The sequence below is a fragment of the Streptomyces sp. NPDC001599 genome (assembly GCF_042893535.1).
Taxonomy (GTDB): domain Bacteria; phylum Actinomycetota; class Actinomycetes; order Streptomycetales; family Streptomycetaceae; genus Streptomyces.
Genome location: NZ_JBIAVA010000017.1, coordinates 131,185 through 157,637 on the forward strand (window position 1 = coordinate 131,185; position 26,453 = coordinate 157,637).

Annotated in this window: 26 protein-coding genes and 1 tRNA gene; 17 read left to right on the plus strand and 10 right to left on the minus strand. The window is 73.6% G+C overall.

Features of this window, described 5'->3' with window-relative positions; all coding sequences use genetic code 11:
- Positions 1 to 3 precede the first annotated feature (3 nt).
- The 6 genes from ACFYZ3_RS32345 to ACFYZ3_RS32370 all read left to right on the plus strand — a co-directional run bounded on the left by ACFYZ3_RS32345 (position 4) and on the right by ACFYZ3_RS32370 (position 5,667).
- Positions 4 to 900 carry a deoxyribose-phosphate aldolase gene (locus ACFYZ3_RS32345; protein WP_388525207.1) on the plus strand — a complete coding sequence of 299 codons (897 nt, stop codon included), beginning with the start codon at positions 4 to 6 and terminating at the stop codon, positions 898 to 900.
- Between the two features lie 40 nt (positions 901 to 940).
- Positions 941 to 1,837 carry a 5-deoxy-glucuronate isomerase gene (iolB, locus tag ACFYZ3_RS32350; protein ID WP_388525209.1) on the plus strand — a complete coding sequence of 299 codons (897 nt, stop codon included), beginning with the start codon at positions 941 to 943 and terminating at the stop codon, positions 1,835 to 1,837.
- The gene (iolD, locus tag ACFYZ3_RS32355; RefSeq protein ID WP_388525212.1) at positions 1,834 to 3,708 is read left to right on the plus strand and encodes a 3D-(3,5/4)-trihydroxycyclohexane-1,2-dione acylhydrolase (decyclizing); all 1,875 of its coding nucleotides are present in this window, start codon (positions 1,834 to 1,836) and stop codon (positions 3,706 to 3,708) included. The genes iolB and iolD overlap by 4 nt, the downstream gene beginning before the upstream one ends.
- Before the next feature lie 54 nt (positions 3,709 to 3,762).
- Positions 3,763 to 4,548, plus strand: coding sequence for a GntR family transcriptional regulator (locus ACFYZ3_RS32360; protein ID WP_388525214.1), 786 nt, complete (start codon positions 3,763 to 3,765; stop codon positions 4,546 to 4,548).
- Between the two features lie 138 nt (positions 4,549 to 4,686).
- Positions 4,687 to 5,214, plus strand: a complete 528-nt coding sequence (locus ACFYZ3_RS32365; protein ID WP_388525217.1) for a hypothetical protein — start codon at positions 4,687 to 4,689, stop codon at positions 5,212 to 5,214.
- 30 nt (positions 5,215 to 5,244) lie between these two features.
- On the plus strand, positions 5,245 to 5,667 hold the full coding sequence (locus tag ACFYZ3_RS32370) for an ankyrin repeat domain-containing protein (RefSeq protein ID WP_388525220.1): 423 nt from the start codon (positions 5,245 to 5,247) through the stop codon (positions 5,665 to 5,667).
- A 67-nt stretch (positions 5,668 to 5,734) separates the two neighbouring features.
- Here ACFYZ3_RS32370 and ACFYZ3_RS32375 read toward each other — a convergent pair.
- Positions 5,735 to 5,808 (minus strand) — tRNA-Pro (locus tag ACFYZ3_RS32375).
- Between the two features lie 100 nt (positions 5,809 to 5,908).
- Between ACFYZ3_RS32375 and ACFYZ3_RS32380 the strand changes: the two genes are divergently transcribed.
- From ACFYZ3_RS32380 to ACFYZ3_RS32390, 3 genes are all read left to right on the plus strand, one after another.
- On the plus strand, positions 5,909 to 6,448 hold the full coding sequence (locus ACFYZ3_RS32380; protein WP_388525223.1) for a DUF309 domain-containing protein: 540 nt from the start codon (positions 5,909 to 5,911) through the stop codon (positions 6,446 to 6,448).
- A gap of 57 nt (positions 6,449 to 6,505) precedes the next feature.
- Entirely contained in the window at positions 6,506 to 7,279 is a 774-nt protein-coding gene (gene cobF, locus ACFYZ3_RS32385; RefSeq protein ID WP_388525226.1) for a precorrin-6A synthase (deacetylating), read from the plus strand.
- Positions 7,280 to 7,372: 93 nt separating this feature from the next.
- On the plus strand, positions 7,373 to 9,493 hold the full coding sequence (locus ACFYZ3_RS32390) for an MDR family MFS transporter (protein ID WP_388525229.1): 2,121 nt from the start codon (positions 7,373 to 7,375) through the stop codon (positions 9,491 to 9,493).
- On the opposite strand, the gene ACFYZ3_RS32395 is transcribed toward ACFYZ3_RS32390, so the two are convergent.
- From ACFYZ3_RS32395 to ACFYZ3_RS32405, 3 genes are all read right to left on the minus strand, one after another.
- On the minus strand, positions 9,420 to 10,193 hold the full coding sequence (locus ACFYZ3_RS32395) for a sulfite exporter TauE/SafE family protein (RefSeq protein ID WP_388525232.1): 774 nt from the start codon (positions 10,191 to 10,193) through the stop codon (positions 9,420 to 9,422). The genes ACFYZ3_RS32390 and ACFYZ3_RS32395 overlap by 74 nt on opposite strands.
- A gap of 62 nt (positions 10,194 to 10,255) precedes the next feature.
- Positions 10,256 to 11,779, minus strand: coding sequence for a long-chain fatty acid--CoA ligase (locus ACFYZ3_RS32400; protein WP_388525235.1), 1,524 nt, complete (start codon positions 11,777 to 11,779; stop codon positions 10,256 to 10,258).
- Between the two features lie 80 nt (positions 11,780 to 11,859).
- Positions 11,860 to 13,047 (minus strand): thiolase family protein, encoded by a 1,188-nt coding sequence (locus tag ACFYZ3_RS32405; protein ID WP_388525237.1) that lies wholly within the window; start codon positions 13,045 to 13,047, stop codon positions 11,860 to 11,862.
- Positions 13,048 to 13,224: 177 nt separating this feature from the next.
- Here ACFYZ3_RS32405 and ACFYZ3_RS32410 point away from each other — a divergent pair, with 177 nt between their 5' ends.
- The 8 genes from ACFYZ3_RS32410 to ACFYZ3_RS32445 all read left to right on the plus strand — a co-directional run bounded on the left by ACFYZ3_RS32410 (position 13,225) and on the right by ACFYZ3_RS32445 (position 19,598).
- Positions 13,225 to 14,034 (plus strand): alpha/beta hydrolase, encoded by an 810-nt coding sequence (locus tag ACFYZ3_RS32410; RefSeq protein WP_388525240.1) that lies wholly within the window; start codon positions 13,225 to 13,227, stop codon positions 14,032 to 14,034.
- A 46-nt stretch (positions 14,035 to 14,080) separates the two neighbouring features.
- The gene (locus tag ACFYZ3_RS32415; RefSeq protein WP_388525243.1) at positions 14,081 to 14,401 is read left to right on the plus strand and encodes a WhiB family transcriptional regulator; all 321 of its coding nucleotides are present in this window, start codon (positions 14,081 to 14,083) and stop codon (positions 14,399 to 14,401) included.
- Entirely contained in the window at positions 14,347 to 14,679 is a 333-nt protein-coding gene (locus ACFYZ3_RS32420; RefSeq protein ID WP_388525245.1) for a DUF3140 domain-containing protein, read from the plus strand. The genes ACFYZ3_RS32415 and ACFYZ3_RS32420 overlap by 55 nt, the downstream gene beginning before the upstream one ends.
- 2 nt (positions 14,680 to 14,681) lie before the next feature.
- On the plus strand, positions 14,682 to 15,332 hold the full coding sequence (locus ACFYZ3_RS32425) for an endonuclease (protein WP_388525247.1): 651 nt from the start codon (positions 14,682 to 14,684) through the stop codon (positions 15,330 to 15,332).
- A 149-nt stretch (positions 15,333 to 15,481) separates the two neighbouring features.
- A complete protein-coding gene (locus tag ACFYZ3_RS32430) occupies positions 15,482 to 16,327 on the plus strand; it encodes a hypothetical protein (protein ID WP_388525250.1) in 846 nt (281 codons plus the stop codon).
- A 112-nt stretch (positions 16,328 to 16,439) separates the two neighbouring features.
- Positions 16,440 to 17,840 (plus strand): gamma-glutamylpolyamine synthetase GlnA3, encoded by a 1,401-nt coding sequence (glnA3, locus tag ACFYZ3_RS32435; protein ID WP_388525252.1) that lies wholly within the window; start codon positions 16,440 to 16,442, stop codon positions 17,838 to 17,840.
- 1 nt (position 17,841) lies between these two features.
- On the plus strand, positions 17,842 to 18,990 hold the full coding sequence (locus ACFYZ3_RS32440) for an amidohydrolase family protein (RefSeq protein WP_388525254.1): 1,149 nt from the start codon (positions 17,842 to 17,844) through the stop codon (positions 18,988 to 18,990).
- Between the two features lie 80 nt (positions 18,991 to 19,070).
- Complete coding sequence (locus ACFYZ3_RS32445; protein WP_361015895.1) at positions 19,071 to 19,598, plus strand: NUDIX hydrolase family protein; 528 nt, start codon at positions 19,071 to 19,073, stop codon at positions 19,596 to 19,598.
- Positions 19,599 to 19,611: 13 nt separating this feature from the next.
- Here ACFYZ3_RS32445 and mnhG read toward each other — a convergent pair whose 3' ends face one another.
- Genes mnhG through ACFYZ3_RS32475 form a run of 6 tightly spaced genes read right to left on the minus strand, consistent with a single transcriptional unit; the run spans position 19,612 to position 26,284 of the window.
- Positions 19,612 to 19,977: a monovalent cation/H(+) antiporter subunit G gene (gene mnhG / locus ACFYZ3_RS32450; RefSeq protein ID WP_003972187.1), complete on the minus strand. Its 366-nt coding sequence runs from the start codon at positions 19,975 to 19,977 to the stop codon at positions 19,612 to 19,614.
- Positions 19,974 to 20,291, minus strand: a complete 318-nt coding sequence (locus tag ACFYZ3_RS32455) for a monovalent cation/H+ antiporter complex subunit F (RefSeq protein WP_361015817.1) — start codon at positions 20,289 to 20,291, stop codon at positions 19,974 to 19,976. The genes mnhG and ACFYZ3_RS32455 overlap by 4 nt, the downstream gene beginning before the upstream one ends.
- The gene (locus ACFYZ3_RS32460; protein WP_388525258.1) at positions 20,288 to 20,887 is read right to left on the minus strand and encodes a Na+/H+ antiporter subunit E; all 600 of its coding nucleotides are present in this window, start codon (positions 20,885 to 20,887) and stop codon (positions 20,288 to 20,290) included. The genes ACFYZ3_RS32455 and ACFYZ3_RS32460 overlap by 4 nt, the downstream gene beginning before the upstream one ends.
- Positions 20,884 to 22,623, minus strand: a complete 1,740-nt coding sequence (locus ACFYZ3_RS32465; protein WP_388525261.1) for a Na+/H+ antiporter subunit D — start codon at positions 22,621 to 22,623, stop codon at positions 20,884 to 20,886. Before ACFYZ3_RS32465 ends, ACFYZ3_RS32460 begins: the two co-directional genes overlap by 4 nt.
- Positions 22,620 to 23,384, minus strand: coding sequence for a Na(+)/H(+) antiporter subunit C (locus ACFYZ3_RS32470; protein ID WP_388525264.1), 765 nt, complete (start codon positions 23,382 to 23,384; stop codon positions 22,620 to 22,622). The genes ACFYZ3_RS32465 and ACFYZ3_RS32470 overlap by 4 nt, the downstream gene beginning before the upstream one ends.
- Entirely contained in the window at positions 23,381 to 26,284 is a 2,904-nt protein-coding gene (locus ACFYZ3_RS32475) for a Na+/H+ antiporter subunit A (protein WP_388525267.1), read from the minus strand. Before ACFYZ3_RS32475 ends, ACFYZ3_RS32470 begins: the two co-directional genes overlap by 4 nt.
- Between the last annotated feature and the right edge of the window lie 169 nt (positions 26,285 to 26,453).

The window sequence follows — 26,453 nt, forward strand, 5'->3', positions numbered from 1 at the left end:
GCCTTGTCCCGCAGCATCTCCAGCATCCCGGACCTCACCGCGGTCCGCGCCCGGCACCCGGAGGCGATCGCCGAGGCCGCGGCCCGCCGGGTACGCCGCCCGCTGATCGGCGACTCCGGCCGCCTGATGATCGTGGCCGCCGACCACCCGGCGCGCGGCGCGCTCGGCGTCGGCGACCGCGGGCTCGCCATGGCCAACCGGGCCGACCTGCTGGAGCGCCTGTGCACCGCGCTGTCCCGGCCCGGCGTCGACGGGGTGCTGGCCACCGCCGACGTGCTGGAGGACCTGCTGCTGCTCGGCGTGCTGGAGAACAAGGTCGTCATGGGCTCGATGAACCGCGGCGGCCTCGCGGGCGCCGCCTTCGAGCTGGACGACCGCTTCACCGGCCACCGCGCCGAGGACATCGCCCGGCTGCGCTTCGACGCGGGCAAGCTGCTGCTGCGCATCGACTACGACGACCCCGGCTCGCTGACCACGATGGAGGCGAGCGCCCGGGCGGTGGACGCCATGGCGGCCCGCGAACTGCCGCTGTTCGTGGAGCCGTTCATCTCCCGCCGGATCGACGGGCGGGTGCGCAACGACCTGTCGGCCGAGGCCGTGACCCGCTCCATCGCCATCGCGTCCGGCCTTGGCGGCACCTCCGCCTACACCTGGCTGAAACTGCCCGTCACCCGGAACCCGGACGACATGGCCGAGGTCCTGGAGACCTCCACGCTGCCCGCGGTCCTGCTCGGCGGCGACATAGGGGGCTCCCCGGCGGACCAGACCGCGGCCTACGAACGCTGGCGCAAGGCGCTGAGACTGCCCACCGTGCAGGGCATGGTCGTCGGCCGCTCGCTGCTCTACCCGGCCGGGGGCAGCGTGGAAGAGGCGGTGGACACGGCCGTCGGACTGCTGTGACCGGGACTGCTGTGAGCGAGGAGAGGCGGAGGAGCGGACGATGACGTATCACCTTCCCGCGGGCAGGGCGGCGGCCGACGGCCCGTACCCCGTGGACGTGACGCCCGAGAGCGCGGGCTGGGGCTACTCCAGCCTGCGCGTGGTGAACCTGGCCCCCGGCGGCAGCCACACCTTCGACAGCGGCGAGAGCGAGTGGATCGTGCTGCCGCTGAGCGGCGGCTGCACGGTCGCGACCGCCGACGACTTCGGCCGGGAGACCTTCGAACTCGACGGCCGGGACAGCGTGTTCAGCGGTGTCACCGACTTCGCGTACGTCCCCCGCGACGCCCGCACGACTTTGACCTCCACCGGCGGCGGCCGGTTCGCCCTGACCGGCGCCCGCTGCACCCGTCGGCTGCCCGCCCGTTACGCACCGGCGTCCTCGGTGCCGGTGGAGCTGCGCGGCACCGGGAACTGCTCGCGGCAGGTCAACAACTTCGGCGCGGCGGGGACGTTCGAGTGCGACAGGCTGATCGCGGTCGAGGTCCTCACGCCGGGCGGCAACTGGTCGTCGTTCCCGCCCCACAAGCACGACGAGCACCGCCCGGGCGAGGAGTCGGTGCTGGAGGAGATCTACTACTTCGAGTTCGCGGCCCACGACGGCACCCCCGGCCTCGGCTACCAGCGCGTCTCACCGTCCGGGCGGGGGCAGGGGACCGACGTCCTCGCCGAAGTGCGCGACGGGGACGTCGTACTGATCCCCGACGGCTGGCACGGGCCGTCGATGGCGGTCCCCGGCCACCACATGTACTACCTCAACGTCATGGCGGGGCCGGAGCCCGAGCGCGCCTGGCTGATCTGCGACCACCCCGACCACGCCTGGATCCGCGACACCTGGCCCGAGCAGCCGGTCGACCCCCGGCTCCCCCTCTACACCGCACCGGAGAGGTCCGCATGAGCGCCGCCGCCACCCGCCGACTGACCACCGCCCAGGCCCTGGTGCGCTTCCTGGCCGCGCAGTACACCGAACGCGACGGCGTGCGGCACCGCCTGATCGCAGGCACCTGGGGGATCTTCGGCCACGGCAACGTGGCCGGCCTCGGACAGGCGCTCGTCGAGTACCGCGAGGCGATGCCCTACCACCAGGGCCGCAACGAACAGGCCATGGTGCACGCGGCCGTCGGCCACGCCCGCCACCTCAACCGCCTGTCCGCGCAGGCGGTGACGACCTCCATCGGACCCGGCGCCACCAACCTGGTCACGGGCGCGGCCCTCGCCACGATCAACCGGCTGCCGGTCCTGCTCCTGCCCGGCGACTACTTCGCCTCGCACGCCGCCGACCCGCTGCTCCAGCAGCTGGAGCACCCGGTCGAGGCCGACGTGTCCGTGAACGACGCCCTGCGGCCCGTGTCCCGGTACTTCGACCGGATCACCCGCCCCGAGGCGCTCCTCGCCTCCGCACTCCAGGCGATGCGCGTGCTCAGCGACCCGGCGGAGACCGGCGCGGTCACCCTCGCGCTGCCGCAGGACGTGCAGGCGGAGGCGTACGACTGGCCGGAGGAGTTCTTCGCCGACCGCGTGTGGCGGGTGCGCCGTCCCGCGCCCGACCCGGTGGAGCTGGCCGAGGCCGTCCGGGCGGTCCGCGCCGCCGCGCGTCCGCTGATCGTCGCGGGCGGCGGCGTCCACCACAGCGAGGCCGAAGCGGCCCTGAAGGCACTGGTGGACGCCACCGGCATCCCGGTCGCCTCCACCCAGGCGGGCAAGGGCGCGCTGCGCCACGACCACCCGGCGGACCTCGGCGGCATCGGCCACACCGGGACGGCGGTGAGCGACGCCCTGGCCCGCACCGCGGACCTGGTGATCGGCGTCGGCACCCGCTACTCGGACTTCACCACCGCCTCCGGCACCCTCTTCCAGCACCCCGGCGTGCGCTTCCTGAACCTCAACATCACCGCCTTCGACGCCCACAAGCTCGCCGCCGCCACCCTGGTGTGCGACGCCCGGTCGGGGCTGACCGCGCTCACGGAGGCACTGGCCGGGCACCGGGTGGACGCGGCGTACGAGGCGGAGTACCGCACCGGCAGGGTCCGTTGGGAGGAGGCGGTCGAGGGGGCGTTCCGGGCCGACGACGAGAGCGCGGTGCCCACCCAGACGCAGGTGCTGGGCGCGCTCGACGCGGTGGTCGGCGACGAGGACGTGGTGATCAACGCGGCCGGTTCGCTCCCCGGCGACCTGCACAAGCTGTGGCGGGCCCGCTCCCCGCGCCAGTACCACCTGGAGTACGGCTACTCCTGCATGGGCTACGAGATCCCCGCCGCGCTCGGCGTCCAGCAGGCCGCGCCCGACACCCCCGTGTGGGCCCTGGTCGGCGACGGCACGTACCTGATGAACCCGACGGAGATCGTCACGGCGGTGCAGGAGAACCTGCCGGTGAAGCTGGTGCTGGTCCAGAACCACGGTTACGCGTCCATCGGCGGCCTGTCCGAGTCGGTGGGCGCCGAGCGCTTCGGCACCGACTACCGCCACCGCGTCGCCGACGGCTCCTTCACCGGCGCCCCGCTCCCCCTCGACCTCGCCGCCAACGCGGCCAGCCTCGGCATGGACGTACTGCGCGCCAAGACGGTGCGGGAACTGCGCGAGGCGCTCTCGACGGCCCGCGCGGCCACCCGCCCGACGTGCGTGTACGTCGAAACGGCGCCCGCGGGGGCCGCGCTGCCGGCGCAGGCGTGGTGGGACGTGCCGGTGGCCGAGGTGTCGGCCCGCGAGGCCGCCACACAGGCGCGGGCGGCCTACGAGCGCGCCGTCGCCGACCGCCGCCGCCACCTCTGACCCCTCCGGCACCCCCGCCACCCAGCCAGTCCCCTATGCAAGGGAGGTACGTCCATGGCGAAGACCGGCGACCCCGCACGTGCCGTGACCGCCCCCGCGATCGGCACCCTGGACTTCGCCCTGGACCGGAGCAGTCCGGTGCCGCTCTACTACCAGCTGGCCCGGCAGTTGGAGGCGGCGATAGAGCACGGCGCCCTCGCGCCGGGGAACCTGCTGGGCAACGAGGTCGACCTCTCCGTCCGCCTCGGCCTGTCCCGGCCGACGGTCCGGCAGGCCATCCAGTCCCTGGTCGACAAAGGGCTGCTGGTACGGCGGCGCGGGGTCGGCACCCAGGTGGTGCACAGCCAGGTCAGGCGCCCGCTGGAGCTGAGCAGCCTTTACGACGACCTGGAGGCGGCCGGACAGGACCCCGGGACCCGGGTGGTGCGCAACGAGCACGTCCCGGCCACCGCCGAGGTCGCGGCGGCCCTCGGCCTCGCGGAGGGCACCGAGGTCGCCGTCCTGGAGCGCCTGCGCCTCACCCACGGGCAGCCGGTGGCGATGCTGTGCAACCACCTCCCGGCGGACCTGCTGGAACTCGACGACGCCCGGCTGGAGTCGACCGGTCTCTACCGGATGATGCGCTCCTCGGGCATCACCCTGCACAGCGCCCGGCAGACCGTCGGCGCCCGCGTCGCCTCCCGCGAGGAGGCCGAGCGGCTCGGCGAGCGGGAGGGCGCCGCGCTGCTCACCATGCGGCGCATCGCGTACGACGACACCGGGCGGCCGGTCGAGTACGGGACGCACGTCTACCGCGCGTCCCGGTACGCGTTCGACTTCCAGCTGCTGGTCAGGAACTGACCGGACGGCCGGCCGCCGCGGCGTCAACCACTCCCTCGAACATCACCTGATCGATCGATTTCATCGTGTTCCACGCAACTGCATGACTTCTTCGCAAGTCGTACACCCGCAAGTCACGAACACTGCACAGGGAACACGATGAGTCAGCAACACGAGCAGCAGTCCGGCCCGAGCGTGGCGCAGCCGGCGAAGAAGCGCAGCGTCGGGAAGATCGTCGGTCTCGGCTGCGCCGGCGTCATCGGCGTCGTCGCGGTCCTCGGCATCGCGGGCGCCCTTGCCGGCTCCGGCGAATCCTCGGACCAGGGCGCCAAGGACAAGGCCGTCGCGGCCGACGGCAAGCCCCGGGGCGAGGAGGACAAGCGGCAGGAAACGGAGGAGCGTTCGGCGACGCAGGCCGAGCAGTTCAAGGACTGTGTCGCCGAGTCCGGCACCGCGACCGAGAAGGCTGCCGCACAGCACATCACCAAGGTCACGGGAGCGGACCGGCGCAACGACGTGCTCGACAACGCCGAGGTCTTCACCGACTTCTCCGGCGGTCTGGCAGGCCCCCATCAGGGCGAGGGCAAGCTCATCGCCTCGGCCTTCGTCTCCTGCTACGAGTCGGACAACGGACTGGTGACCGTCTACGGCGAGGACGGGGAGATGCTCGCCAACGCCAACTACTGAGCCGCGATCACGCGGCATAGGCTGGCGCGGGTGAACAGGCGAAAGCACAAGAGACTGTCCCGGCGTCTCGTCGATGCCGCGCTCGTCGGCGACCTGTCGCGGGTGCGGGCGGCGCTGCGGGCCGGGGCACCGGCCGAGACGGCGGACACGGCCGGGAGCACCCCGCTGTACCTTGCGTCCGTGAACGGGGACGCCGACATCGTCCGCGTACTGCTCGCGGCCGGTGCCCGGCCCAACACGGAGAGCGGGACCGGCTCGGAGGGCACACCGCTGTGCGGGGCGGCCTGCTGGGGGCACATCGAGGCCGTCCGCGCGCTCCTCGAGTACGGAGCCGACCCGAGCCTGCGCGAGGACCACGGCACCGGCTGGGCGCCGCTGGACTGGGCGTCGAACGGGCCGCACCAGGAGACGGTGGACCTGCTCGTCTCCGCGGGGGCGCGGCCGCGGGACTGAACACCGGGAGGAGACGGCACGAAGAAGGGCCTTCACGGACTCGCGTCCGTGAAGGCCCTTCACACCGTCGGGACGACAGGATTTGAACCTGCGACCCCTTGACCCCCAGTCAAGTGCGCTACCAAGCTGCGCCACGTCCCGGTGTCGTCACGCGCGGTGAACCGCGCGATCACGCGGACAGCACTTTACCCCACGAGCGGGGCCGCGCCTAAGTGGGCACGGGAGGGGGACAATCGGTCCCATGGACAGCCCTGCCGACAGCCCCGTGGACAGCACCGCCTCCGACCGCCCGGCGGAGGGGCGGGACCGTGACGACGAGGGCCGGGCGCGCAACGCCCGGCCGCGGGACGGGCTCGGACGCCCGCTGCCGTACGGCGCGGACGGCGTGCCGCGCCAGCCAGAGGGCGTCGTACGGGCCCCGGACGCGACGGTCACCGAGGCGCAGCGGCTGCTGGACGACGGGAAGCCGTTCCACGCGCACGAGGTGTTCGAGGACGCCTGGAAGTCGGGGCCCGAGGAGGAGCGGGGCCTGTGGCGGGGCATGGCTCAGCTGGCCGTCGGGCTCACGCACTCCGCGCGCGGCAACGTCACCGGCGGGGCGAGGCTGCTGCGGCGCGGGGCGGGCGCCGTGACCGAGTGGGCGGCGTCGGGGGCCGGGCGGGAGCGGCCGTACGGGATGGACCTCGGCTCGGTCGCCGGGTGGGCCCGGGAGCTGGCGGACGACGTGGAGGGCGGGGTGTCCGTGGACGCGGCGGCGCGGGCGCCCCGGCTGCGGGGCTGAATCCCGCCGGGGCGGCCCGGTCGGGGCGCGGTCGGTGGCGTACGGCAGACTCGTGGCGTGCGGACAATTCATGTGATCGGTATCGGCGCGGGCGACCCCGAGCAGTTGACGCTCCAGGCCGTCAGGGCGCTGCGCGGCACGGACGTGTTCTTCGTCCTGGACAAGGGCGAGGCGAAGGCCGACCTGGTGCGGCTGCGCCGGGACATGCTGGAGGCGCACGTACCGGAGGGGACGTACCGGGTCGTCGAGGCACGCGACCCCGAGCGGGACCGGAGCGCCGGCGGCGCGGCGTACTCTCCCGCCGTCGGAGACTGGCGCAGTGCCCGCGCGGGCATCTACGAGCGGCTGATCGCCGAGGAGCTGGGCGAGGACGGGACCGGCGCGTTCCTGGTCTGGGGCGACCCCGCGCTGTACGACAGCACGCTGGGCATCCTGGAGGAGATCCTGGAGCGCGGCTCGGTGGCGTTCGAGTACGACGTCGTGCCCGGCATCAGCAGTGTCTCCTCGCTGGTCGCCCGGCACCGGACCGGGCTGAACCGGGTGGCGCGCCCGGTGCAGATCACCACGGGGCGGCGGCTCGCCGAGGGCTTCCCCGAGGACGCGGACGACGTCGTCGTGATGCTGGACGCGCACCAGGTCTTCCGGCAGTACGCGGACCAGGACATCGACATCTACTGGGGTGCCTACCTGGGCACCCCGGACGAGATCCTCGACTCCGGTCCGATCGCCGAGGCCGCGCCGCGCATCGAGCGAGTGCGCGCGGAGGCCCGGGAGCGCAAGGGCTGGATCATGGACACCTACCTGCTGCGGCGCAATCCCGGCCAACGCTGATCCGGCCGGGCCGCCTTCCGACCGTGCCCCCGGCCGGACCCGGGCGGACCGTCCCCGCATGCGTGGCCCGTGCACCGGTGTGATCGTGACCGTGTGACAGTCGCCGAGGAATCCCCACGGACCGCAGCCGCCCAGCCGCCCGTGCTGGACCGGCGGCGCCGCAACGTCGTCTTCGTCACGATCATGCTCGGCATGCTGCTCGCGGCCCTGGACCAGACGATCGTGGGCACCGCGCTGCCCACGATCGTGTCGGACCTGGGCGGCGCCGAGCACATGTCGTGGGTGGTGACCTCGTACCTGCTCGCGGAGACCGTGGCGACGGTGCTGGTCGGCAAGTTCGGCGACCTGTTCGGCCGCAAGGTCGTCTTCCAGGTGTCCGCGGTCGTCTTCATCACCGGCTCGTTCCTGTGCGGGCTCGCGACCAACATGCCGCTGCTGATCCTGTGGCGGGCGGTGCAGGGCGTCGGCGCGGGCGGCCTGATGGTGACGGCGATGGCGCTGATCGCGGACGTCATCCCGCTGCGGGAGCGGGGCAAGTACCAGGGCGCCATCGGCGCGGTGTTCGGGGTGGCGACGGTCATCGGTCCGCTGCTGGGCGGGCTGTTCACCGACCACCTGTCCTGGCGCTGGGCGTTCTACGTCAACGTGCCCATCGCGGTGGTCGTGGTGATCGCCGCCGCCCGCACCATCCCGGTGGTGAAGTCGGCGGCCCGGCCCGTCATCGACTACCTGGGCATCGCGCTGGTCGCGGTCGGCGCCAGCGCGCTGATCCTGGCGACGAGCTGGGGCGGCAACGAGTACGCGTGGGGCTCGGCCGTGATCATCGGCCTGTTCGCGGGCGGGCTGATCGCGCTCGGGCTGTTCTGCTGGGTGGAGACCCGGGCTGCCGAACCGATGCTGCCGATGCGGCTGTTCTCCAACCCGGTGTTCACGGTCTGCTCGATCCTCAGCTTCATCGTGGGCTTCGCCATGCTGGGCGCGCTGACGTATCTGCCGACGTATCTGCAGTACGTGGACGGCGACTCGGCCACCGTCTCCGGGGTGCGGACCCTGCCGATGGTGGCGGGGCTGCTGATCGCCTCGGTGTTCAGCGGCAACGTGGTCAGCAAGACGGGGCGGTACCGGCTGTTTCCCATCGTGGGCACGCTGGTGATGGGTGTCGGCCTGTACCTGATGTCGCTGATGGGTCCGGACACGGGCGCGGCCCTCGAGTCGCTGTACATGTTCGTGCTGGGCACGGGCATCGGGCTGTCCATGCAGGTGCTGACCATCGCCGTGCAGAACACGGTCGAGTACTCCGACCTGGGCACGGCGACCTCCGGCGTCACCTTCTTCCGCACGCTGGGCAGTTCCTTCGGCACCGCCGTGTTCGGCACGATCTACGCCAACTCGCTGGGTCCCAACCTGCGCGACGGAGTCGCGGCGGCGGCCCGCACCGGGGCCGCCGACCCGTCGGTGATCGCCAGGGCCTCGACCAGTCCGGAGGGTGTGCACCGGCTGCCGCCCCCGGCGTCGGCGCCGATCGTCGGCGCGTACGCGGACACCATCCAGACCGTGTTCCTGTGGACGGTGCCGGTCGCGGCCCTGGGATTCCTGGTCGCGCTCTTCCTCAAGCAGGTCCAGCTGCGCGACAGCGCCCGCGCGGGCTCGACGGACATGGGCGAGGGCTTCGCCTCGCCGCACGACGCCAGCAGCAGGCGGACGCTGGAGGCCTCCGTCGGGAAGATCATCGGGGGTACGGAGCTGGACACCGCGCGCCGGATCGTCGCCGGCAGCGACACCCGGCTGGATGTCGCCGGTGCCTGGGCGGTGATGCAGGTGGACCTGTTCACGCGGCTGGTCGGGCACGCCAGCCTCGGCCTGATCGCCGCCCGCCGACGGCTGCCGCCGGAGGTGCTGCTGCCGGTCTTCGACCGGATGGTGGAGGAGGGGTTCCTGACCCGGCACGGCTCCCTGCTCTCCCACACCGACGCGGGCGCCCGTGAGGCGCTGGTGATCGGCCGGGCGTGGGCGGCCTGGCTGGAGGACCGGGTGGAGCGGGACATCGGCCGCCCCACGGACACGGAGCTGCGCGCGGCCGTCGACGCCATCGCCAAGCGCCTGCTGGTGGAGGACCTCAGCAGCGGCCTCCCCCAGCGGCTCAGGCAAGGAGCAACTGCAGACCGCCCACAACCGTCGCCGCGATCACCAGACGCTCGAACAGGCGTTGGTTGATCCGGTTCACGGCCCACTTGCCGAGCAGCGCGCCGGGCACCACGAAGACGACCAGCGCCGCGTCGAGCAGCAGCGAGTGGCCGTCGATCAGGCCGAGCCCCGCGCTGAAGGGCAGCTTGGAGACGTTGACGATCAGGAAGAAGAACGCCGACGTGCCAAGGAAGCCGAGTTTGCGGAAGCCCGCGGAGAGCAGGTACATCGACATGACCGGGCCGCCCGCGTTGGCGACCATCGTGGTGAACCCGCCCAGGACGCCGTACGAGCGGGCCTTCACGCGGCCGGTGCGCGAGGTGACCTCGTCCGGCTGCCCCTCGGCGTCGGCCCGGCGCCGGCGCCACACCGTCACTCCGGCCATGAACAGCAGGATCACACCGATCGAGGTGCGCACGACCGCGTCGTCGGCCCACACCAGGAACAGGGTGCCGACGACCACGCCCACGCCGACCGCCGGGAAGAGCCGCCACAGGGTGGGCCAGTGCGCGTGGCGCCGGTAGGTGAGGACGGCCAGGACGTCACCGGCGATCAGGATCGGCAGCAGGATTCCGGTGGAGGCGCGGGCGGGCAGGACCGCCGCGAAGATCGCGAGGCTGACGGTGTTGGCCCCGCTCACCGCCGTTTTGGAGAAGCCGACGAGCAGGGCCGCGAAGGCGAGGGCGGCGAATTCCCAGCCGGTGAGGTGCCAGAGCGTCATGGTGTCCATTGCGGGGACCGATGCTATGCGCACCCCACCGGTGTCGTATGCACCGTCTCGCCCATTGATCCTTAACGGTCGGCGTACCGCACGCGCAGCTCCCGCTTCAGCACCTTCATGCTCGGCCCGAGCGGCAGCTCGTCCGCGAACTCCACCCGGCGCGGGTACTTGTGCCGCCCGAGGTGCTGCTTGGACCACTCGGTGACCCCGGCGGCGTCCGCCACCGCGTCGGGCGTCGTGCCGGGGGCGCGCACGACCACGGCGCAGACCTCCTCGCCGTGCAGTTCGTCCGGGAGCCCGATGACGGCGACCTGGGCGATGCCGGGGTGGCGCATCAGCACCTCCTCGACCTCGCGCGGGTAGACGTTGTAGCCGCCTCGGATGATGACGTCCTTCTTCCGGTCGACGATCCTCAGGAACCCGTCCTCGTCCTTGGTGCCCAGGTCCCCGGTGCGGAACCAGCCGTCGACGAGCGCTTCCGCCGTGGCCTCGGGGCGGCCGAGGTAGCCGGAGAAGACGTTGTGGCCGCGGACGACGACCTCGCCCAGTTCGCCGGGCGGCAGCAGTTGGACGGAGCCCTCGACCTCCGCGCGGGCGATCTCCACGTCGACGCCCCACAGCGGGTGGCCGATGGTGCCGGGCCTGGCGCCGAACACCGGCTGGTTCACGGCGGCCGCCGGTGAGGTCTCCGACAGCCCGTATCCCTCGTAGATCTTCGCCCCGAAGGCCTCCTCGAACCGTTCGAGGACGGCCACCGGCAGCGAGGCGCCGCCGGAGATGCACACCCGCAGGTCCGGCAGGGCCGCGGCTCCGGCCGCCGCGGCGGCGAGGGCGACGAACATGGTCGGCACCCCGTGGAAGGTGTTGACGCCCTCCTTCACCATCAGCTCGATCGCGCGCGCCGCGTCGAAGCGCGGCAGCAGGACGAGGGTCGCGCCCGCCCGCCAGGTGGAGTTGAGGGAGACGGTCTGGCCGAAGGCGTGGAAGAGGGGCAGCGCGCCGAGCGCCACGTCGTCGGGCCGGATGTCGTTGGCGTCGAAGGCGTTGACCGTCGCGTTCATCACCAGGTTGAAGTGGCTGAGCACGGCGCCCTTGGGGACGCCGGTCGTGCCGCTGGTGTAGAAGACGACGGCCGGGTCGTCGGCGTCCCGGGTGACGTACGAGGGCAGCGGCTCCGCGTCCGCGGCGAGCCGGTCGAACTCCTCGCCGAGCGTGATCGTCCGCACGCCCGCCTCCCGCGCGGCGGCCGCTCCGGTCGCCGCCTGCGCCGGATGGCACAGCAGCAGGGTGGCGCCGCTGTCGCGCAGGACGTGCTCGACCTCGGCCGGGGACAGCAGCAGGTGCACCGGCACCACCACGGCTCCGGCCGCGGCGACGGCGTAGTACGCGACGGGGAAGTCGGCGGTGTTCGGTGCCATCAGCGCCACCCGGTCCCCCGGCCGGACGTCCAGGCCGACGAGGGCACCGGCCTGGGCGCGGGCCCGCCGCCACACCTCGGCGAAGGTCAGCCGCAGGTCGCCCTCGACCAGCGCCTCCTTGTCGGGACGGCGCCGGGCGTTCTCGGCGAGGATGGCGGCGACGGAGAGGGTTGCCATGGGGTGTTGCTCCGTTTCCTTGCTGCGGCTCTGCAGAGGGGGGTGGCTCTACGGCTGGGGCTCGGTGGCCGACTGGTGGCCTAGTGGCGTTCGACGAGGACCGCGCTGCCCTGCCCCACGCCCACGCACATCGTGGCCAGCCCGCGGCCGGCGCCCGTGCGGCGCATACGGTGGAGCAGTGTGGTGAGGATGCGGGCGCCGGAGCAGCCGAGCGGGTGGCCCAGCGCGATGGCCCCGCCGGTGGGGTTGACCAGGTCGGGGTCGATGCCGAGCTGGTCGACGCAGGCGAGGGCCTGGGCGGCGAACGCCTCGTTGAACTCGGCCTCCGCGAGATCGCCGACGCTCCAGCCGGCCCGGGCGAGGACCTTGCGGGTGGCGGGGACCGGGCCGATGCCCATGACGTCGGGGTGGACTCCGGCCGAGCCGCCCGCGACGTACCGGCCCAGCGACTCCAGGCCGAGGTCGTTCAGCGCCTCCTCGCTGACCAGGAGGAGGCCGGCGGCGCCGTCGTTCATCGGGGAGGCGTTGCCCGCGGTGACCGTGCCGCCGGGGCGGAAGACCGGCTTCAGGCGCCCCAGCTTCTCCAGGGAGGTGTCCTCGCGGACGCACTCGTCGGTGTCGACGACCACCCCGTCGGGACGCTCGACCGGGAGGATCTCGTCGTCGAAGTGACCGTTCTTCCGGGCGTCGGCGGCCAGGCGGTGGCTGCGCAGGGCGAACGCGTCCTGGCGTTCGCGCGGGACGCCGTAGCGCTCGGCGACCTCCTCGGCGGTCTCCCCCATGGCGAGCAGGCCGTGCAGGTCCTTCATCGCCGGGTTGACCAGGCGCCAGCCGAGCCGGGTGTCGGCGGTCTCGATGCGGTGCGGCAGCGCCTCGTCGGGGCGGGGCAGCACGAAGGGGGCACGGCTCATGGACTCGGAGCCGCCCGCGAGGACGATGTCGGCCTCGCCCGCGGCGATGGTGCGGGCGGCGGTGGTGACGGCTTCGAGGCCGGAGGCGCACAGCCGGTTCACGGTGGCGCCGGGCACGGTCTCGGGCAGGCCCGCGAGCAGGGCGGCCATGCGGGCGACGTTGCGGTTGTCCTCGCCCGCCTGGTTGGCGGCGCCCCAGTACACGTCGTCGATCCGGGCGGGGTCGAGCGCGGGCACGTCGGCGACCAGGCCGCGGAGCACGGCGGCGGCGAGGTCGTCGGGGCGGACGGTGGACAGCGCGCCGCGCAGTTTGCCGATCGGGGTGCGGCGGGCGGCCGCGAAGTGGACGGGACGCACGAGGGACTCCTGACCGTCGTCGCGCGGTCACCGGACGGCGCACCGCCGCCGCGTCGACCACCACGAACCTTGATGAGCACTACCCTTAATTAGCACTGCTAGTTTTGGACTATAGACCGTCGGACGGCGTCCTGGGAAGATCCTCCGGACGACGTCACCGACGCAGCCGGAGGAGCCATGGCCGAGGCCCGCGAACACACGCTGACCGGAACGCGGGGGCGGATCGCCGTCCGCGAGTGGCCCGCCGTGCGTCCCCGCTACGTGGCGCTGCTGGTCCACGGATACGGCGAGCACACCGGGCGCTACGAGGAGGTGGCCGGCGTCCTGACCGGCCACGGCGCGGCCGTCTACGCACCGGACCACACGGGGCACGGGCGCTCGGACGGCGAGCGGGTGGTCGTCGAGGACTTCGAGGACGTGGTCACCGACGTGCACGCCGTGGCGGACCTCGCCCGCGCCGACCACCCCGGTCTGCCCCTGGTCATGGTCGGCCACTCCATGGGCGGTCTGATCGCCTCCCGCTACGCCCAGCGCCACCCGGGCGAGCTGACGGCGCTGGTGCTGTCGGGGCCCGTCATCGGCGACTGGGAGCTGCCGCGCCGGCTGCTCACCCTGGAGGAGATCCCCGACACCCCGATCAGCCCGGCCTCGCTCTCCCGCGACCCGGCGGTGGGAGCGGCGTACGCGGCCGACCCGCTGGTCTGGCACGGGCCGATGAAGCGGCCGACGCTTCGCGCGTTCGTGCGGACGCTGGAGACCGTGGCCGAGGGCGGCGACGTCGGCCGGCTGCCGCTGCTGTGGGTGCACGGGGACGACGACCGGCTGGTGCCGCTGCCCGGCAGCCGCGTCGGCGTGGAACCGCTGAGCGGCGGCGACCTGACCGAGCGGATCTACCCGGGCGCCCGGCACGAGGTCTTCAACGAGACGAACCGGGCGGAGGTCTTCGCGGACGTCACGCGCTTCCTGGACGGCGTGCTCGCCCGCTGACGCGGCGTGCGTTTGCCTCCCGCACCCCTTGGGCACCCGCGCCCGCATGGAGTGGTTGCGCCGCGCCGCCTGCGTGGATGAGGACCCCGATCTGTTCTTCCCGGTGGGCACCGCCGGACCCGCCCTGCGGGACACGGCGGCCGCCAAGCGCGTCTGCGCCGGATGCCCGGTGGCCCCCGAGTGCCTGGCCTTCGCCCTGGAGTCGGGGCAGACGTCGGGCGTGTGGGGCGGCACCGACGAGGCGGAGCGCGTCGCGCTGCTCCGGCTGACCACGCAGCACGCACGTACGCACGACGAAATGAGGGACACCTCATGGCCGACGCCCTCGAACTCGACGCGCTGTGGGAGGACTTCCACCGCGTGGTGAACATGACCTCCGCGGAACTCGCCAACTGGCTCCGGGTGCGCGACTCCGGCGAACTGACCGAGCCGCTGCCGGACGACGCCGGGCCGCCGCTGGGGCAGCACGTCCTCGCGATCCTGCAGAAGCGGCGCACCGACCTGACCGATGACGACCTGCGGGCGATGCGCAAGGTCGTGGACACCGTGACCTCGCAGGCCGACCTGGAGAACGAGCCCCAGGCCGACGACACCCGCCTGCGGCACCGGCTCATGACGGTCGGTCACGACCCGCTGAAGCCGTAGCCGTGGCCCGCGACCAACGGCGGACCGTGCGCGAACTCGTCGACGCGCACGGGCGGACGTACGCCGACGAGGCGGGCATCCGGCTGAAGAACACCCCGCAGCCGCTGTACCGGCTGCTGGTCCTCGCGCACCTGCTCAGCGCCCGGATCAGCGCTTCCGTCGCCGTCGCCGCCGCCCGCGCCCTGAGCGAGGCGGGACTGCGCGACGCGCGCCGCATGGCCGGGGCCACCTGGCAGCAGCGGGTGGACGCGCTCGGCCGGGGCGGCTACCGGCGCTACGACGAGCGCACCGCCACCCAGCTCGGCGAGGCCGCCGAGCTGCTGACCGAACGGTGGGGCGGCGACCTGCGCCGGCTCCGCGACGAGGCGGACGGCGACGTCTCCGAGGTGCGGCGGCTGCTCCAGGAGTTCCCCGGGGTCGGGCCGACCGGCGCGGACATCTTCCTGCGGGAGGCCCAGCCGGTCTGGCCGGAGACGGGTCCCCGTCTGGACCGCAAGGCCCTCCAGGGCGCGGAGCGACTCGGTCTGCCCGGGGACCAGGACCGGCTCCTCGCCCTGGCCGGGAAGACGGAACCCGCCGTCCTCGCGGCCGCCCTGGTGCGGGCGGCGGTGGACAAGAAGGTGGCCGAGGACACCCTCGACCGCGTCTGCTGAGAGCGCCGGACCCGGCGGTTCCGCCCGGCCCTCCTCCCTCCTTCCGCCCCCAGCCGCGCCGGTCACCCGAACAGGCCCGTGCGCTGGTGCGCCCCCGGCCCCGGTGATGCGCTGAGGACACCGTTTCCCGTCCCAGGAGGCATCCCGCGATGAGCCGTCGTCCGTCCCACCCCGTCCGTCTCCTGGCCTCCGCCCTGGCGGCGGGCGCGCTGCTGACCACCGCGGCCTGCTCGGACGGCGACGGGTCGCAGAGCGCCTCGGACACCGCCGCCGAACAGGCCCAGGTCGCCCGGCCCGACGCGGCGAAGCAGACCCCGACCGGCTCCCCCAGCGCCTCCCCCGCCGTCCTCACCGAAACCGGCGCCAAGGCCGCCCTGCTCACCGAGGCCGACCTGGAGGGCAACTGGAACCAGGTCCAGGACGCGGACAAGTGGCGCGACCGGCTGCTCGTCGGCGAGGTCGACGTGGCCGGCTTCCTCACCGCGAAGTCCAACGCGACGGACTGCCAGGCACTGCTGGACGCCCTCTACGACGACGGCCTGCTGGGCGACCCGTCGGGACCGTCGGCCCTCACCGGCTTCGAGCAGGGCGACTCCCGCCTGCTGGAGCAGGTGGCCGGGTACGACCGAGCGGGTCTGGACGCCCGGATGAAGTGGCTGCGGACCCTGCCGGACACCTGTGACGAGTTCACCGCCACCGGCTCCGGGGGCGCCAAGCGCACGGTCCAGGTGACCGAGGCGTCGGTGCCCGACGTGGGTGACGCCCGCACGGGGCTGCGGGTGAGTGTCCAGGGGGACGCCGAAGGCGGCCCCGTCACGCTCACCGTGGACGTCGCCGCGGTGCGCGTCGACACCTCCGCGGTCACCGTGATGGGCGGCGGCCTCGAGGGCGGGCAGACCGACTCGGTCGCACAGGCGGTGCGGCAGGGCACCGAGCGTCTGCAGACCGTCCTGGACGGCAAGACTCCCTCCCCGCAGCCGACCACCATGGACTGACCCCGGCCGGCCTTCACCGCGTCGTGCGCACATCCGGCGAAACCCGGACAGGGTGATCACCGGGCGGCACAATGGTCCGCGACGGACGGCGCACGCGCGAAGGAGCCGAGACGTGAGCGAGAGCGACCCCGTGCCCGGCGGGCGCCCCGGCGAGGTCGAGCGGGCGACCGCACTGAGCGGCGAGCTGGCCGGGCAGGGCGTGCACGGCGTGGTGCTGGCGTACGTCGACACCGCCGGGATCGCCCGGGTGAAGACCGTGCCCACCGCGAAGCTCGCCGCGGCCGCGGCCTGGGGCGTCGGCATGTCGCCGGTGTTCGACACCTTCCTGGCCGACGACTCGATCGTCGGCACCGACGTCCTGGGCTCCCCCGACGGCGACCTGCGCCTCTACCCCGACCTCGACCGGCTGACCGTGCTCGCGGCGCAGCCCGGCTGGGCCTGGGCGCCGGTGGACCGGATCACGCAGGAGGGCGCCCCGCATCCGGCGTGCGGACGCACCGTGCTCCGCCGGATCGTGGCCGGGGCGGCCGAGCGGCACGGCATCGCCTTCAGGGCCGCCGTCGAGATCGAGTGGGTCGTGGGCCGGGGCGACGCGGACGGCGACGCCTTCGTCCCGGCGGTGTCCGGACCGGCGTACGGCGCGGCCCGGCAGGTCGAGCTGAGCGACTGCGCCGCCGACCTGCTGGCGGCGCTCGCGGCGCAGGGCGTGGACGTGGAGCAGTTCCATCCCGAGTACGCGGCGGGGCAGTTCGAGGTCTCGGTGGGGGCGCTGGACCCGGTGGCGGCGGCCGACCACAGCGTGCTGGTGCGGCAGACGATCCGGGCGGTCTCGCGGCGCCACGGGCTGCGCGTCTCCTTCGCCCCGGCCGTCCTCGGACAGGGCGTCGGCAACGGCGGGCACCTCCACCTCTCCGCCTGGCGCGACGGGACGAACCTGCACGCGGGCGGGACCGCCCGGTACGGGATGAGCGCCGAGGCGGAGTCCTTCCTGGCCGGGGTGCTCGGCCACCTCCCGGCGCTCACGGCGCTGACCGCACCGAGCCCGGCCAGCCGACTGCGGCTGCGGCCCTCGCAGTGGGCCGGGGTGTTCACCGCCTGGGGCCGGGAGACCCGTGAGGCCGCGCTGCGGATCGTCACCGGCACCGCCGGGATCCGCGACCGTGCGGCGAACCTGGAGGTGAAGCCGGTCGACCTCGCCGCCAACCCGTACCTCGCCCTCGCCTCGGTGCTCGCCGCCGGACTCGACGGGCTCGCCTCGTCCGCCCCGCTGCCCGAGGAGATCACCGGCGACCCGGCCCGGCTCGATCCCGCCGCGGCCGCTGCCCGGGGCGTGCGGCGGCTGCCGGTCACGCTCACGGAGTCGGTGGCCGCCTTCCGTGCCGACGGCGTGTTGCGCGAGGCGCTGGGTCCGGTGCTGGCCGACGCGGTGATCGCCGTACGGCTGGGCGAGGCCGGGTCGGTCGAGGGGCTGGACGACGACGGCGTGGCGGCGGCGTACCGCTGGAAGTACTGAGATGGCCGCCGGACCCGTCGACGAGCGGCTGGCCGCGCTGGAGCTGGTGGACCACCACTGCCACGGCGCCGTCACCGACGACCTGGACCGCGCGGGTTTCGAGTCCCTGCTCACGGAGGGCGAGGCGTGGCCCGGCGTCTCCCCCTTCGACAGCCCCGTCGGTCTCGCCGTGCGCCGCCACTGCGCGCCCCTGCTGGGTCTGCCGCGCCACTCCCCCGCCGACGTGTACCTGGCCCGGCGGTCCGAGCTGGGCGCCGCCGAGGTCAACCGGCGGTTCCTGCGGGCCGCGCGCACCGGCGTGTTCTGTGTGGACACGGGGTACGCCCCGCACCGCGTGACGAGTCCGGCCGAGCTGGCCGAGGCCGCTGACGCGAGGGCGTACGAGGTGGTCCGGCTGGAGGGCGTCGCGGAGGCGGTGGCGGCCGCCGGGGTCGAACCCGACGCGTACGCGCGGGCGTTCCGCACGGCCGCGTGGGAGGCGGTACGGCGGCCGGGCGTGGTGGCCGTCAAGTCGGTGGCGGCCTACCGCACCGGGTTCGACCTGGACCCGGCCCGCCCCTCACCCGCCGAGGTCACCGGGGCCGCCCGGCGCTGGCTCGCGCACGGCGGCGGCCGGCTCGACGACCCGGTGCTCGTGCGGCACCTGCTGTGGACCGCCGTGGACCTCGGCCGGCCGCTGCAACTCCACACCGGGTTCGGCGACAGCGACATCCGCCTGCACCGGGCGGACCCCACCCTGCTGACCGACTGGCTGCACCTGACCGCCGGCACCATCCCGGTCCTGCTGCTGCACTGCTGGCCGTACCAGCGCCAGGCCGCCTATCTCTCCGCGGTCTTCGAGCGGGTGTACCTCGATGTGGGACTCACCCTGCACCACGTGGGTCCCGCGCGGGCGGGCGCGATCCTCGCCGAGGCCCTGGAGATCACTCCGTTCCGCAAGCTGCTGTACAGCTCCGACGCCTACGGGGTGGCCGAGTTCCACCACCTGGGGGCGCTGGCCTTCCGGCAGGGACTGGCCGGTCTGCTGCACGAGCGGCTGGACGCCGACGAGCTGTCCCTCGCGGACGCGTTGCGCCTGGCCCGCTGGGTGGGACGGGACAATGCCCGGCGGGTCTACCGGCTGCCCGGCGGTCCGGCGGACGACGGCTGAGCGGCGTGGGACGGGTCACAGTCCCGGAGCGCCGCCCGGGAAGCACGAACGGCTGAAAGTATGATCAAGCGATGTCTGACATGACCGAAACCACGCCGGGCTGGCTGACGAGCGACGAACTCGAAATGGCGCGCGCCCGCATGCCGATCCTGTACGTCGAGGCCGTGCCCGTACGGGTGGACGACAGCGGCGAAGTCACCAGCGTCGGCCTGCTCCTGCGCATCGGGCCCGACGGGACGGTCAGCCGGACGCTGGTCTCCGGGCGCGTGCTGCACCACGAGCGGGTCCGGGACGCCCTGCTGCGCCATCTGGAGAAGGATCTCGGCCCGGTGGCGCTGCCCCGGGTGCCGACCTCGCTCCAGCCGTTCACGGTGGCCGAGTACTTCCCGACGCACGGTGTCACGCCGTACCACGACCCCCGGCAGCACGCGGTCTCGCTCGCCTACGTCGTGCCGGTGACGGGTGACTGCCGGCCGCGCCAGGACGCGCTGGACCTGGTCTGGTTCGATCCGCGCGAGGCCCTGTCCGAGGCGGTGCGCAGCGAGATGCCGGGCGGGCACGGGGTGCTGCTGAAGCAGGCGCTGGCGCACGTGGGCTGCGTGGGCTGAGCGCTCCCCGGGGCTACTCCTCGCGCCGGTCCCCGTCGCTCAACTGCGGGTCCAGGTCGTCCCTGAGCAGGCCCCGGGACCCGGTCTGCCCGGTGCGGTAGGCGGAGCGGGCCACCAGGTGGGACGCGACCGGGCTGGTGAGAAACTGGAAGAAGGCGATGAGCGCGAGGGTGCCCACGTCGGTGCCGTGGCGCAGCCTCAGCGCCACCCCGGTGAGGACGAGGAGCATGCCGAGGGTCTGCGGTTTGGTGGCGGCGTGGCTGCGGGAGAGCACGTCGGGGAAGCGGACCATGCCGATCACCCCCAGGAGGCACTGCAGGCAGCCGAGGAGCAGCAGGACGGTCCCGGCCAGGTCGGCGGCCTCGGCCCAGGCGTTCACCGGTGGTCCTGCCTGCCGTCCGGGCGCACGGTGGGCCGGTCGCGCACGGCGATGAAGCGGGCGATGCCCACCGAGCCGGTGAAGCCGAGGAAGGCGAGCACCAGCATCACGGGGAAGTAGAAGGAGTCGCGGTCGTGGGCGGCCTTGACGCCGATGCCGGCGATGATGAGCGCCGCGGCCACGTCCAGGGCGACGGCGCGGTCCAGCATCGAGGGGCCGTACCAGATCCGGTACAGCAGCAGTGCGCCGGCGACGAGGATCATCGCGAGCGCGGCGACGAGCAGGGCGTCTTCGACGGTGTGCAGGGTGGTCACGTCGGGAGGTCACCTTCCGGTACGGGACGGGCGGCATCGGCGATGTCCTCGGCGGTGCCGAAGGCGCGGGCGACGAGTTCCTCCATGCGCCACACCTGCCGCTGGGCGCCCTCGATCTCGCCGGGGTTGCCCGCGTCGAGGACGTGCAGGAACAGGGTGGCCGTCGACCGGCGCACCTCGATGACGGAGCCGCCGGGGACGTTGGAGACGGCGACGGCGGTGGCCGTGAGCATGAGGTCGCTGCGCACCCGCAGCGGGACGGCGACGACCGCGGCGTGGTAGGGGCCCTTGGCGAAGATCTGCCGGGTGACCTCGACGCTGGAGGAGAACATGTCGAACAGCAGGTAGGCCGCGAGGCGCAGCACGCCCAGGGGGCGCAGCCGGAGGCCGATGTCCACGGCGGGCAGCGGGAAGGCCAGGCACAGGCAGAGGGCGACGAGGACGCCGTTGACGAGGTTGGCCCAGGACGGGGTGCCCCACAGCAGGATCCAGATGACGGTGAGCCAGCCCACGAGCGGCAGGTCGAGCACGCGCCGGCCGCGGCCGACCCGGAAGGACCAGCTGTAGGGGGAACGGTCGCGGAAGAGGTTGCTCACCGGCCGAGCACCGCCTCGATGTAGGGGGTACGGGCGAGGAGTTCGGTGGCGGCGGCCTGGGTGAAGGTGGTGAGGGGGCCACCGAGCACGGTGTACGACAGGCCGAGGGCGACGGCGGCGCCGGTGGCGACCAGCATGGGCCAGGGCAGGTGCTTGGTGGTGGTGATGGACTGCCCGAGGAAGCCCGCGGAGACGACGGCACCCGCGGGCACCGGCAGCCCGCTCCCGGAGCCGGCCCCGGTCGGTCTGCCGGGGCCGGGCGCCTCTCGGGGGTCGGGCGTCCCTCCTGGGTCGGGCGTCCCTCCTGGGTCGGGCGTCCTCCCCTCTTCGTCGCCCCCCGTGTCGTCCCCCGTGTCGTCGTCCGTGTCGTCGTCCTCGGCCGACTCCAGCACGACGCCCTCCTCCTCGGCCCCGGGGGGCGCGTCGCGCCAGAACGCGAGGTTCCAGACCTTGGCCATGACGTAGAGGGTGAGCAGGCTGGTCGCGGCGGACCCGGCGACCAGTGCCCAGGCCCAGCCGCCGCCCGCGGCGACGCCCGCGCGCATCAGACCGAGCTTGCCGATGAAGCCGGACAGCGGCGGGATGCCCGCGAGGTTCATGGCGGGCACGAAGAACAGCACGGCGAGCAGCGGCGTCGTCCTCGCCAGGCCGCCGAGGCGGGTGAGTTCCGTGGTGCCGTCGCGCCGCTCGATGAGTCCGGCGACGAGGAACAGGGTGGTCTGCACGGTGATGTGGTGGGCCACGTACACGATCGCACCGCTGATCCCGCCCCCGCCCGCGAGGGCGATGCCGAAGACCATGTAGCCGATGTGGCTGATGAGCGTGAAGGACAGCACCCGCTTCAGGTCGGTCTGGGCGACGGCGCCGAGGATGCCGACGACCATGGAGGCGAGTGCGGCGAGCATCAGCAGGTCGCCCAGGCGGTGACCGGGGAAGAGCAGGGTCTGGGTGCGCAGCATCGAGTAGACGCCGACCTTGGTCAGCAGTCCGGCGAAGACCGCGGTGACGGGCGCGGGGGCGGTGGGATAGGAGTCGGGCAGCCAGGCCGCGAGCGGGAACACTGCCGCCTTGATGGCGAAGACCGTCAGCAGCATCGCCTCCAGCAGGGTGCGCACGCCGAGCGGCACCTCCTGGAGCCGCTGGGCGAGCTGGGCGAGGTTCACGGTGCCCGCGACCGCGTAGGTCATGGCGATGGCGACCAGGAAGAGCACGGAGGAGAACAGCGAGATGATCACGTACGTCGATCCGGCTCGGATGCGCGTCGCGGTGCCGCCGATGGTGAGCAGGACGAAGCTGGCGACGAGCATGATCTCGAAGCCGACGTAGAGGTTGACGAGGTCTCCGGCGAGGAAGGTGCAGGAGACGCCCGCCACGAGGATGAGATAGGCGGGGTGGAAGACGCCGACCGGCGCCTGGTCGTCGCGGTCGGCCATGCCCTGGCCCAGCGAGTACACGAGGACGAGCAGGGTGACGGCGCTGGAGACGGTGAGCATCAGGCCCGCCAGCCGGTCGGCGACGAGGGTGATGCCGACCGGCGGTGCGAAGTCGCCGAGGTGCACGCTGAGCGGGCCGTGGCGGTCGGCGGCCACCATGAGCACCACGGAGAGCACCAAGACCGCGCCGAGTACGGCGATGCTGATGAAGCGCTGGAACCGGTGCAGCCGGGGCCCGATGGCCAGCTTCAGGCCGGTGACGCACAGGGGCAGCAGGACGGGGAGCGGGACGAGCGCGTTCACCTGGTTCCTTCCGTGCCGGCGCCCTCGGGGTCGTCGGGCTGGTCGGGCGGCGGGTGGCAGGAGTCCTCGCCGGGGAGCGAGTCGGGTTCGCGGCCGGTCTCCTCGGGGTCGTTGGAGGGTCCGGCGACACGGGCCGGGGCGGGCCCGGGGCGGCCGGCGGCGTCGGTGGAGCCCAGTTCGCGGCCTTCCCGGTAGTCCTCGGGGTCGGCGCCGAGGATGTCGTTCCACAGGTTCCCGGAGACGTCGTTGGCGCGGGCCTGGTAGGCGCGTTCCTCACGGACCCGCCGGCGCAGCCGTCTGCGGGCGGCGCGGTAGCGGGCGCGCTGCTCGGCGTCGGCGCCGCCTTCCTCGGCGCGGGCCTCGCGGTAGCGGTCGCGGAGTTCGCCGCGCCGGTCGAGGAACTCGGCGCGCAGGGCGACCAGCCGGTCCTCGGTGTCGTCGCTGATCTCGTCGGAGCCGGTGACCTGGTGGCTGCGGTAGGCCATGGCGAGCAGGAAGGCGGTGGTGGCGAGGGTGATGACGATCGCGGTCAGGGCGATGGCCTGGGGCAGCGGGTCGGTGACGCGGTTGCGGATGATGTGCGGGTAGAGCAGGGGCGCCTCGCCCGCGCTGCCGGTGGCGGCCAGGACCAGCAGGTTGACGCCGTTGCCGAGGACGACGGCACCGAGCAGGATCCGGGTCAGGGAGCGGGTCAGCAGCAGAGTGGCGCCGACGGCGCTGAGGACGGCGGCGGCCACCAGCAGGGACAGGCTCACCGTCATGCGCGACCCGCCTCCGGGCGCGGGGCGGCCCGCTCGATCTGGCGGTCGATCCGGGCGCCGAGGGCGCGCACGATGTCCAGGACCACGCCGAGCACGAGCAGGTAGACCCCGCAGTCGAAGAGGACGGCGGTGGACAGGTGGGCGTCGCCCCACACGGGCAGGTGACCGTGCCAGGTCCAGCCGTGCAGGACGGTGCCCTCGCCGAGGCCGCCGAGCGCGACCCCGGTGGACAGGAACAGGCCGAGGCCGGTGAAGACGCCCGGCTTGAAGGGCACGGCGTCGGCGAGTTCGTGGCGGCCGCCGGCGAGGTAGCGGGCGATGAAGGCGACGCCCGCGGTCAGACCGGCGACGAAGCCGCCGCCCGGCAGGTTCTCCGCGCACAGCAGCAGGTATACGGAGAGGACGAGGACGGGGTGGAAGATGAGACGGGCGACCACTTCCAGGACGAGGGAGCGGCGCTCGGGGGCGAGGGTCGCGCTGGCGGCGAGCCAGGTCCGCTCGGGTCCGCCCTCGTCGCCGGTGGGCAGGCCCGCCGACTCGTAGCGGCTCGCCCGCCAGGCGGTGCGCAGTCCGGCGTGCGGGTGGTCCCCGGGCAGCGGCAGTACGGGCTGTTCGGCGCCGTCGGCGCGGCGGTGCAGGTAGATGAGGCTGGTGACGCCGATCGCGGCGGCGGCGAGCACCGCGGACTCCCCCATGGTGTCCCAGGCCCGCAGGTCGACGAGGATCGTCGCGACGACGTCCTTCAGCCCGTGGTGCGCGGTCTCCTCGACCATCGCCGCTCCCGCGCTGTCGGCCCGGCGGTGCCCCGCCATGATCCAGACGACGACGGCGACGGCGGCGCCGCCCGCGAGGGCCACCGGCATCCGCAGCAGGCGCCGCCACCGGCTGAAGTTCTCCTCGAAGCGCACCGGCATCCGGCGCAGCACCAGCACGAAGACGATCATCGAGACGGTCTCCACGCAGAACTGGGTGAGCGCGAGGTCGGGCGCGCCCTGGGCGACGAAGAGCAGCGCGGTGCCGTATCCGGTGAGGCCGGCGAAGACGACGGCCTTCATCCGACGCCGCACACCCAGGCACAGCAGGGCCGCGGCGCAGGTCAGCAGGGCGACGGCGGCCTGGGCGGGATGGTCCCACAGGCGCGGGGCGGGTACGTCGGTCCAGGGTTCGTCCGCGACGAGCACGGCGATCTGTCCGGCGAGGACGACGCTCATGGTCGTGACGAGGTACACCGACAGCGAGCCGCGCTGCACGAATCCGGTGCACTGCAGGGCGGTGCGCTCCAGGGCGAGCAGCATCCGTCCGAAGACGAGGTCCGCTGAGCGCCAGGCGAGCCGCTGACCGGCCCGTGCGACGGGGCTCGCGGCGAGGAAGAGCAGGACGCCGCCCGCCCAGGCCGCGCCGGACAGGCCGAGGGCGAGGCCCGCCCCGTGCCACAGCGCCAGGTGGTACGGGTGGGCGGGCGCGGGGAACTGCCCGGCGTAGGTGCCCAGCAGTCCCTGGAGCCACGGCACTCCGGGGCCGAGGACGAGGCAGGCGAGGGCGAGCACGGCGGGCGGCGCGAGGAAGGCCGCCGGGACGGGGTGCGCGGCGGTGTCGGGGAGGCCGGGCTTGCGGGCGAAGGCGCCCCACAGGTAGCGCAGGGTGTAGGCGGTGGTCAGGGCCGAGCCCACGACGGCCGCGGCGAGCGCCCAGCGGTCGCCGGTGCTTCCGTCGAGGAGCGCCTGGAAGGCGGCCTCCTTGGCGCTGAAGCCGAGCAGGGGCGGCACGGCGGCCATGGACGCTCCGGCGAGCACGGCGACGGCGCACACGGCGGGCAGCCGGCGGCCGAGTCCGGAGAGCTTGCGCAGGTCGCGGGTGCCGGTGGCGTGGTCGACGATGCCGGTGACCAGGAAGAGCGGCGCCTTGAACAGGGCGTGCCCGAGGATCATGGCGGTGGCGGCGAGGCCGGTGTCGTGGCGGCCCGCGCCGGTGAGGACGGTGAGGAAGCCGAGCTGGCTGACGGTGCCGTAGGCGAGGACGAGTTTCAGGTCGTGCAGCCGCAGCGCCCGCCAGCCGCCCAGCAGCATCGTCACCGAGCCGAGGACGAGCAGGAGCGGGCGCCAGGGCGTGACCTCGGCGAAGGCGGGGGCGAGCCGGGCGACGAGGTAGACGCCGGCCTTGACCATGGCGGCGGCGTGCAGGTAGGCGCTGACCGGGGTGGGGGCTGCCATGGCGTTGGGCAGCCAGAGGCTGAAGGGCCAGATCGCGGACTTGGACAGGGCGCCGACGAGGATCAGCACGATCGCCGTGGACAGCGCGGCCGACGGGTCGGGCGGGTCGGCCAGGATCGCCGAGATGCGGTAGGTGCCCGCCTCGTGCCCCAGGAGCAGGAAGCCGACGAGCATGGTCAGTCCGCCGAGCGCGGTGACGGTGAGGGCCTGCAGGGCGCTGCGCCGGTTCCGCTTGTGGTCGCTGGTCTGGCCGATCAGCAGGTAGGAGAAGACGGTCGTCAGTTCCCAGAAGATGTAGAGCAGGACGAGGTCGTCGGCGAGGACGAGCCCCAGCATGGCCCCGGTGAAGGCGAGGAGGTTTCCGGCGAACCTGCCGAGCTGTCGGGAGCGGTCGTCGAAGTAGGAGGCGCAGTAGACCAGGACGAGGGTGCCCACGCCCGCGGCGAGCAGCACCATGAGTTCGGCGAGGGCGTCCAGCCTCAGTGCCCAGTCCACGTGGTACGTGGGCAGCCAGCGCCGCACGGCGGTGTCGGCGCCGCCCGCGGCCGTCGTGCTCCATCGGGTGGCGGCCCAGGCGGTCGCCGCGGCGGGCGGCAGGGCCAGCACCAGGAAGGCAGCGGTTCCGCACCGTCTGACCAGCGGCGCGGCGAACAGCGCGAGCGCGAAGTGGCAGAGGATGAGCGCGGACACCCGACAGTGATATATCGGGCATCTCGCCCGAGCGCCCAGGCACGCCGCAGGGAGAACAATCGAGGGGCGGGTTGGGGTATGTACGGAAACCCCCCCCCGGGAACCCAAGTGGCCCCGCGGGGGCCCCGGGTTTTTAACAGCGGCCCCCGTACCCCCCCGCAAAGGGGCG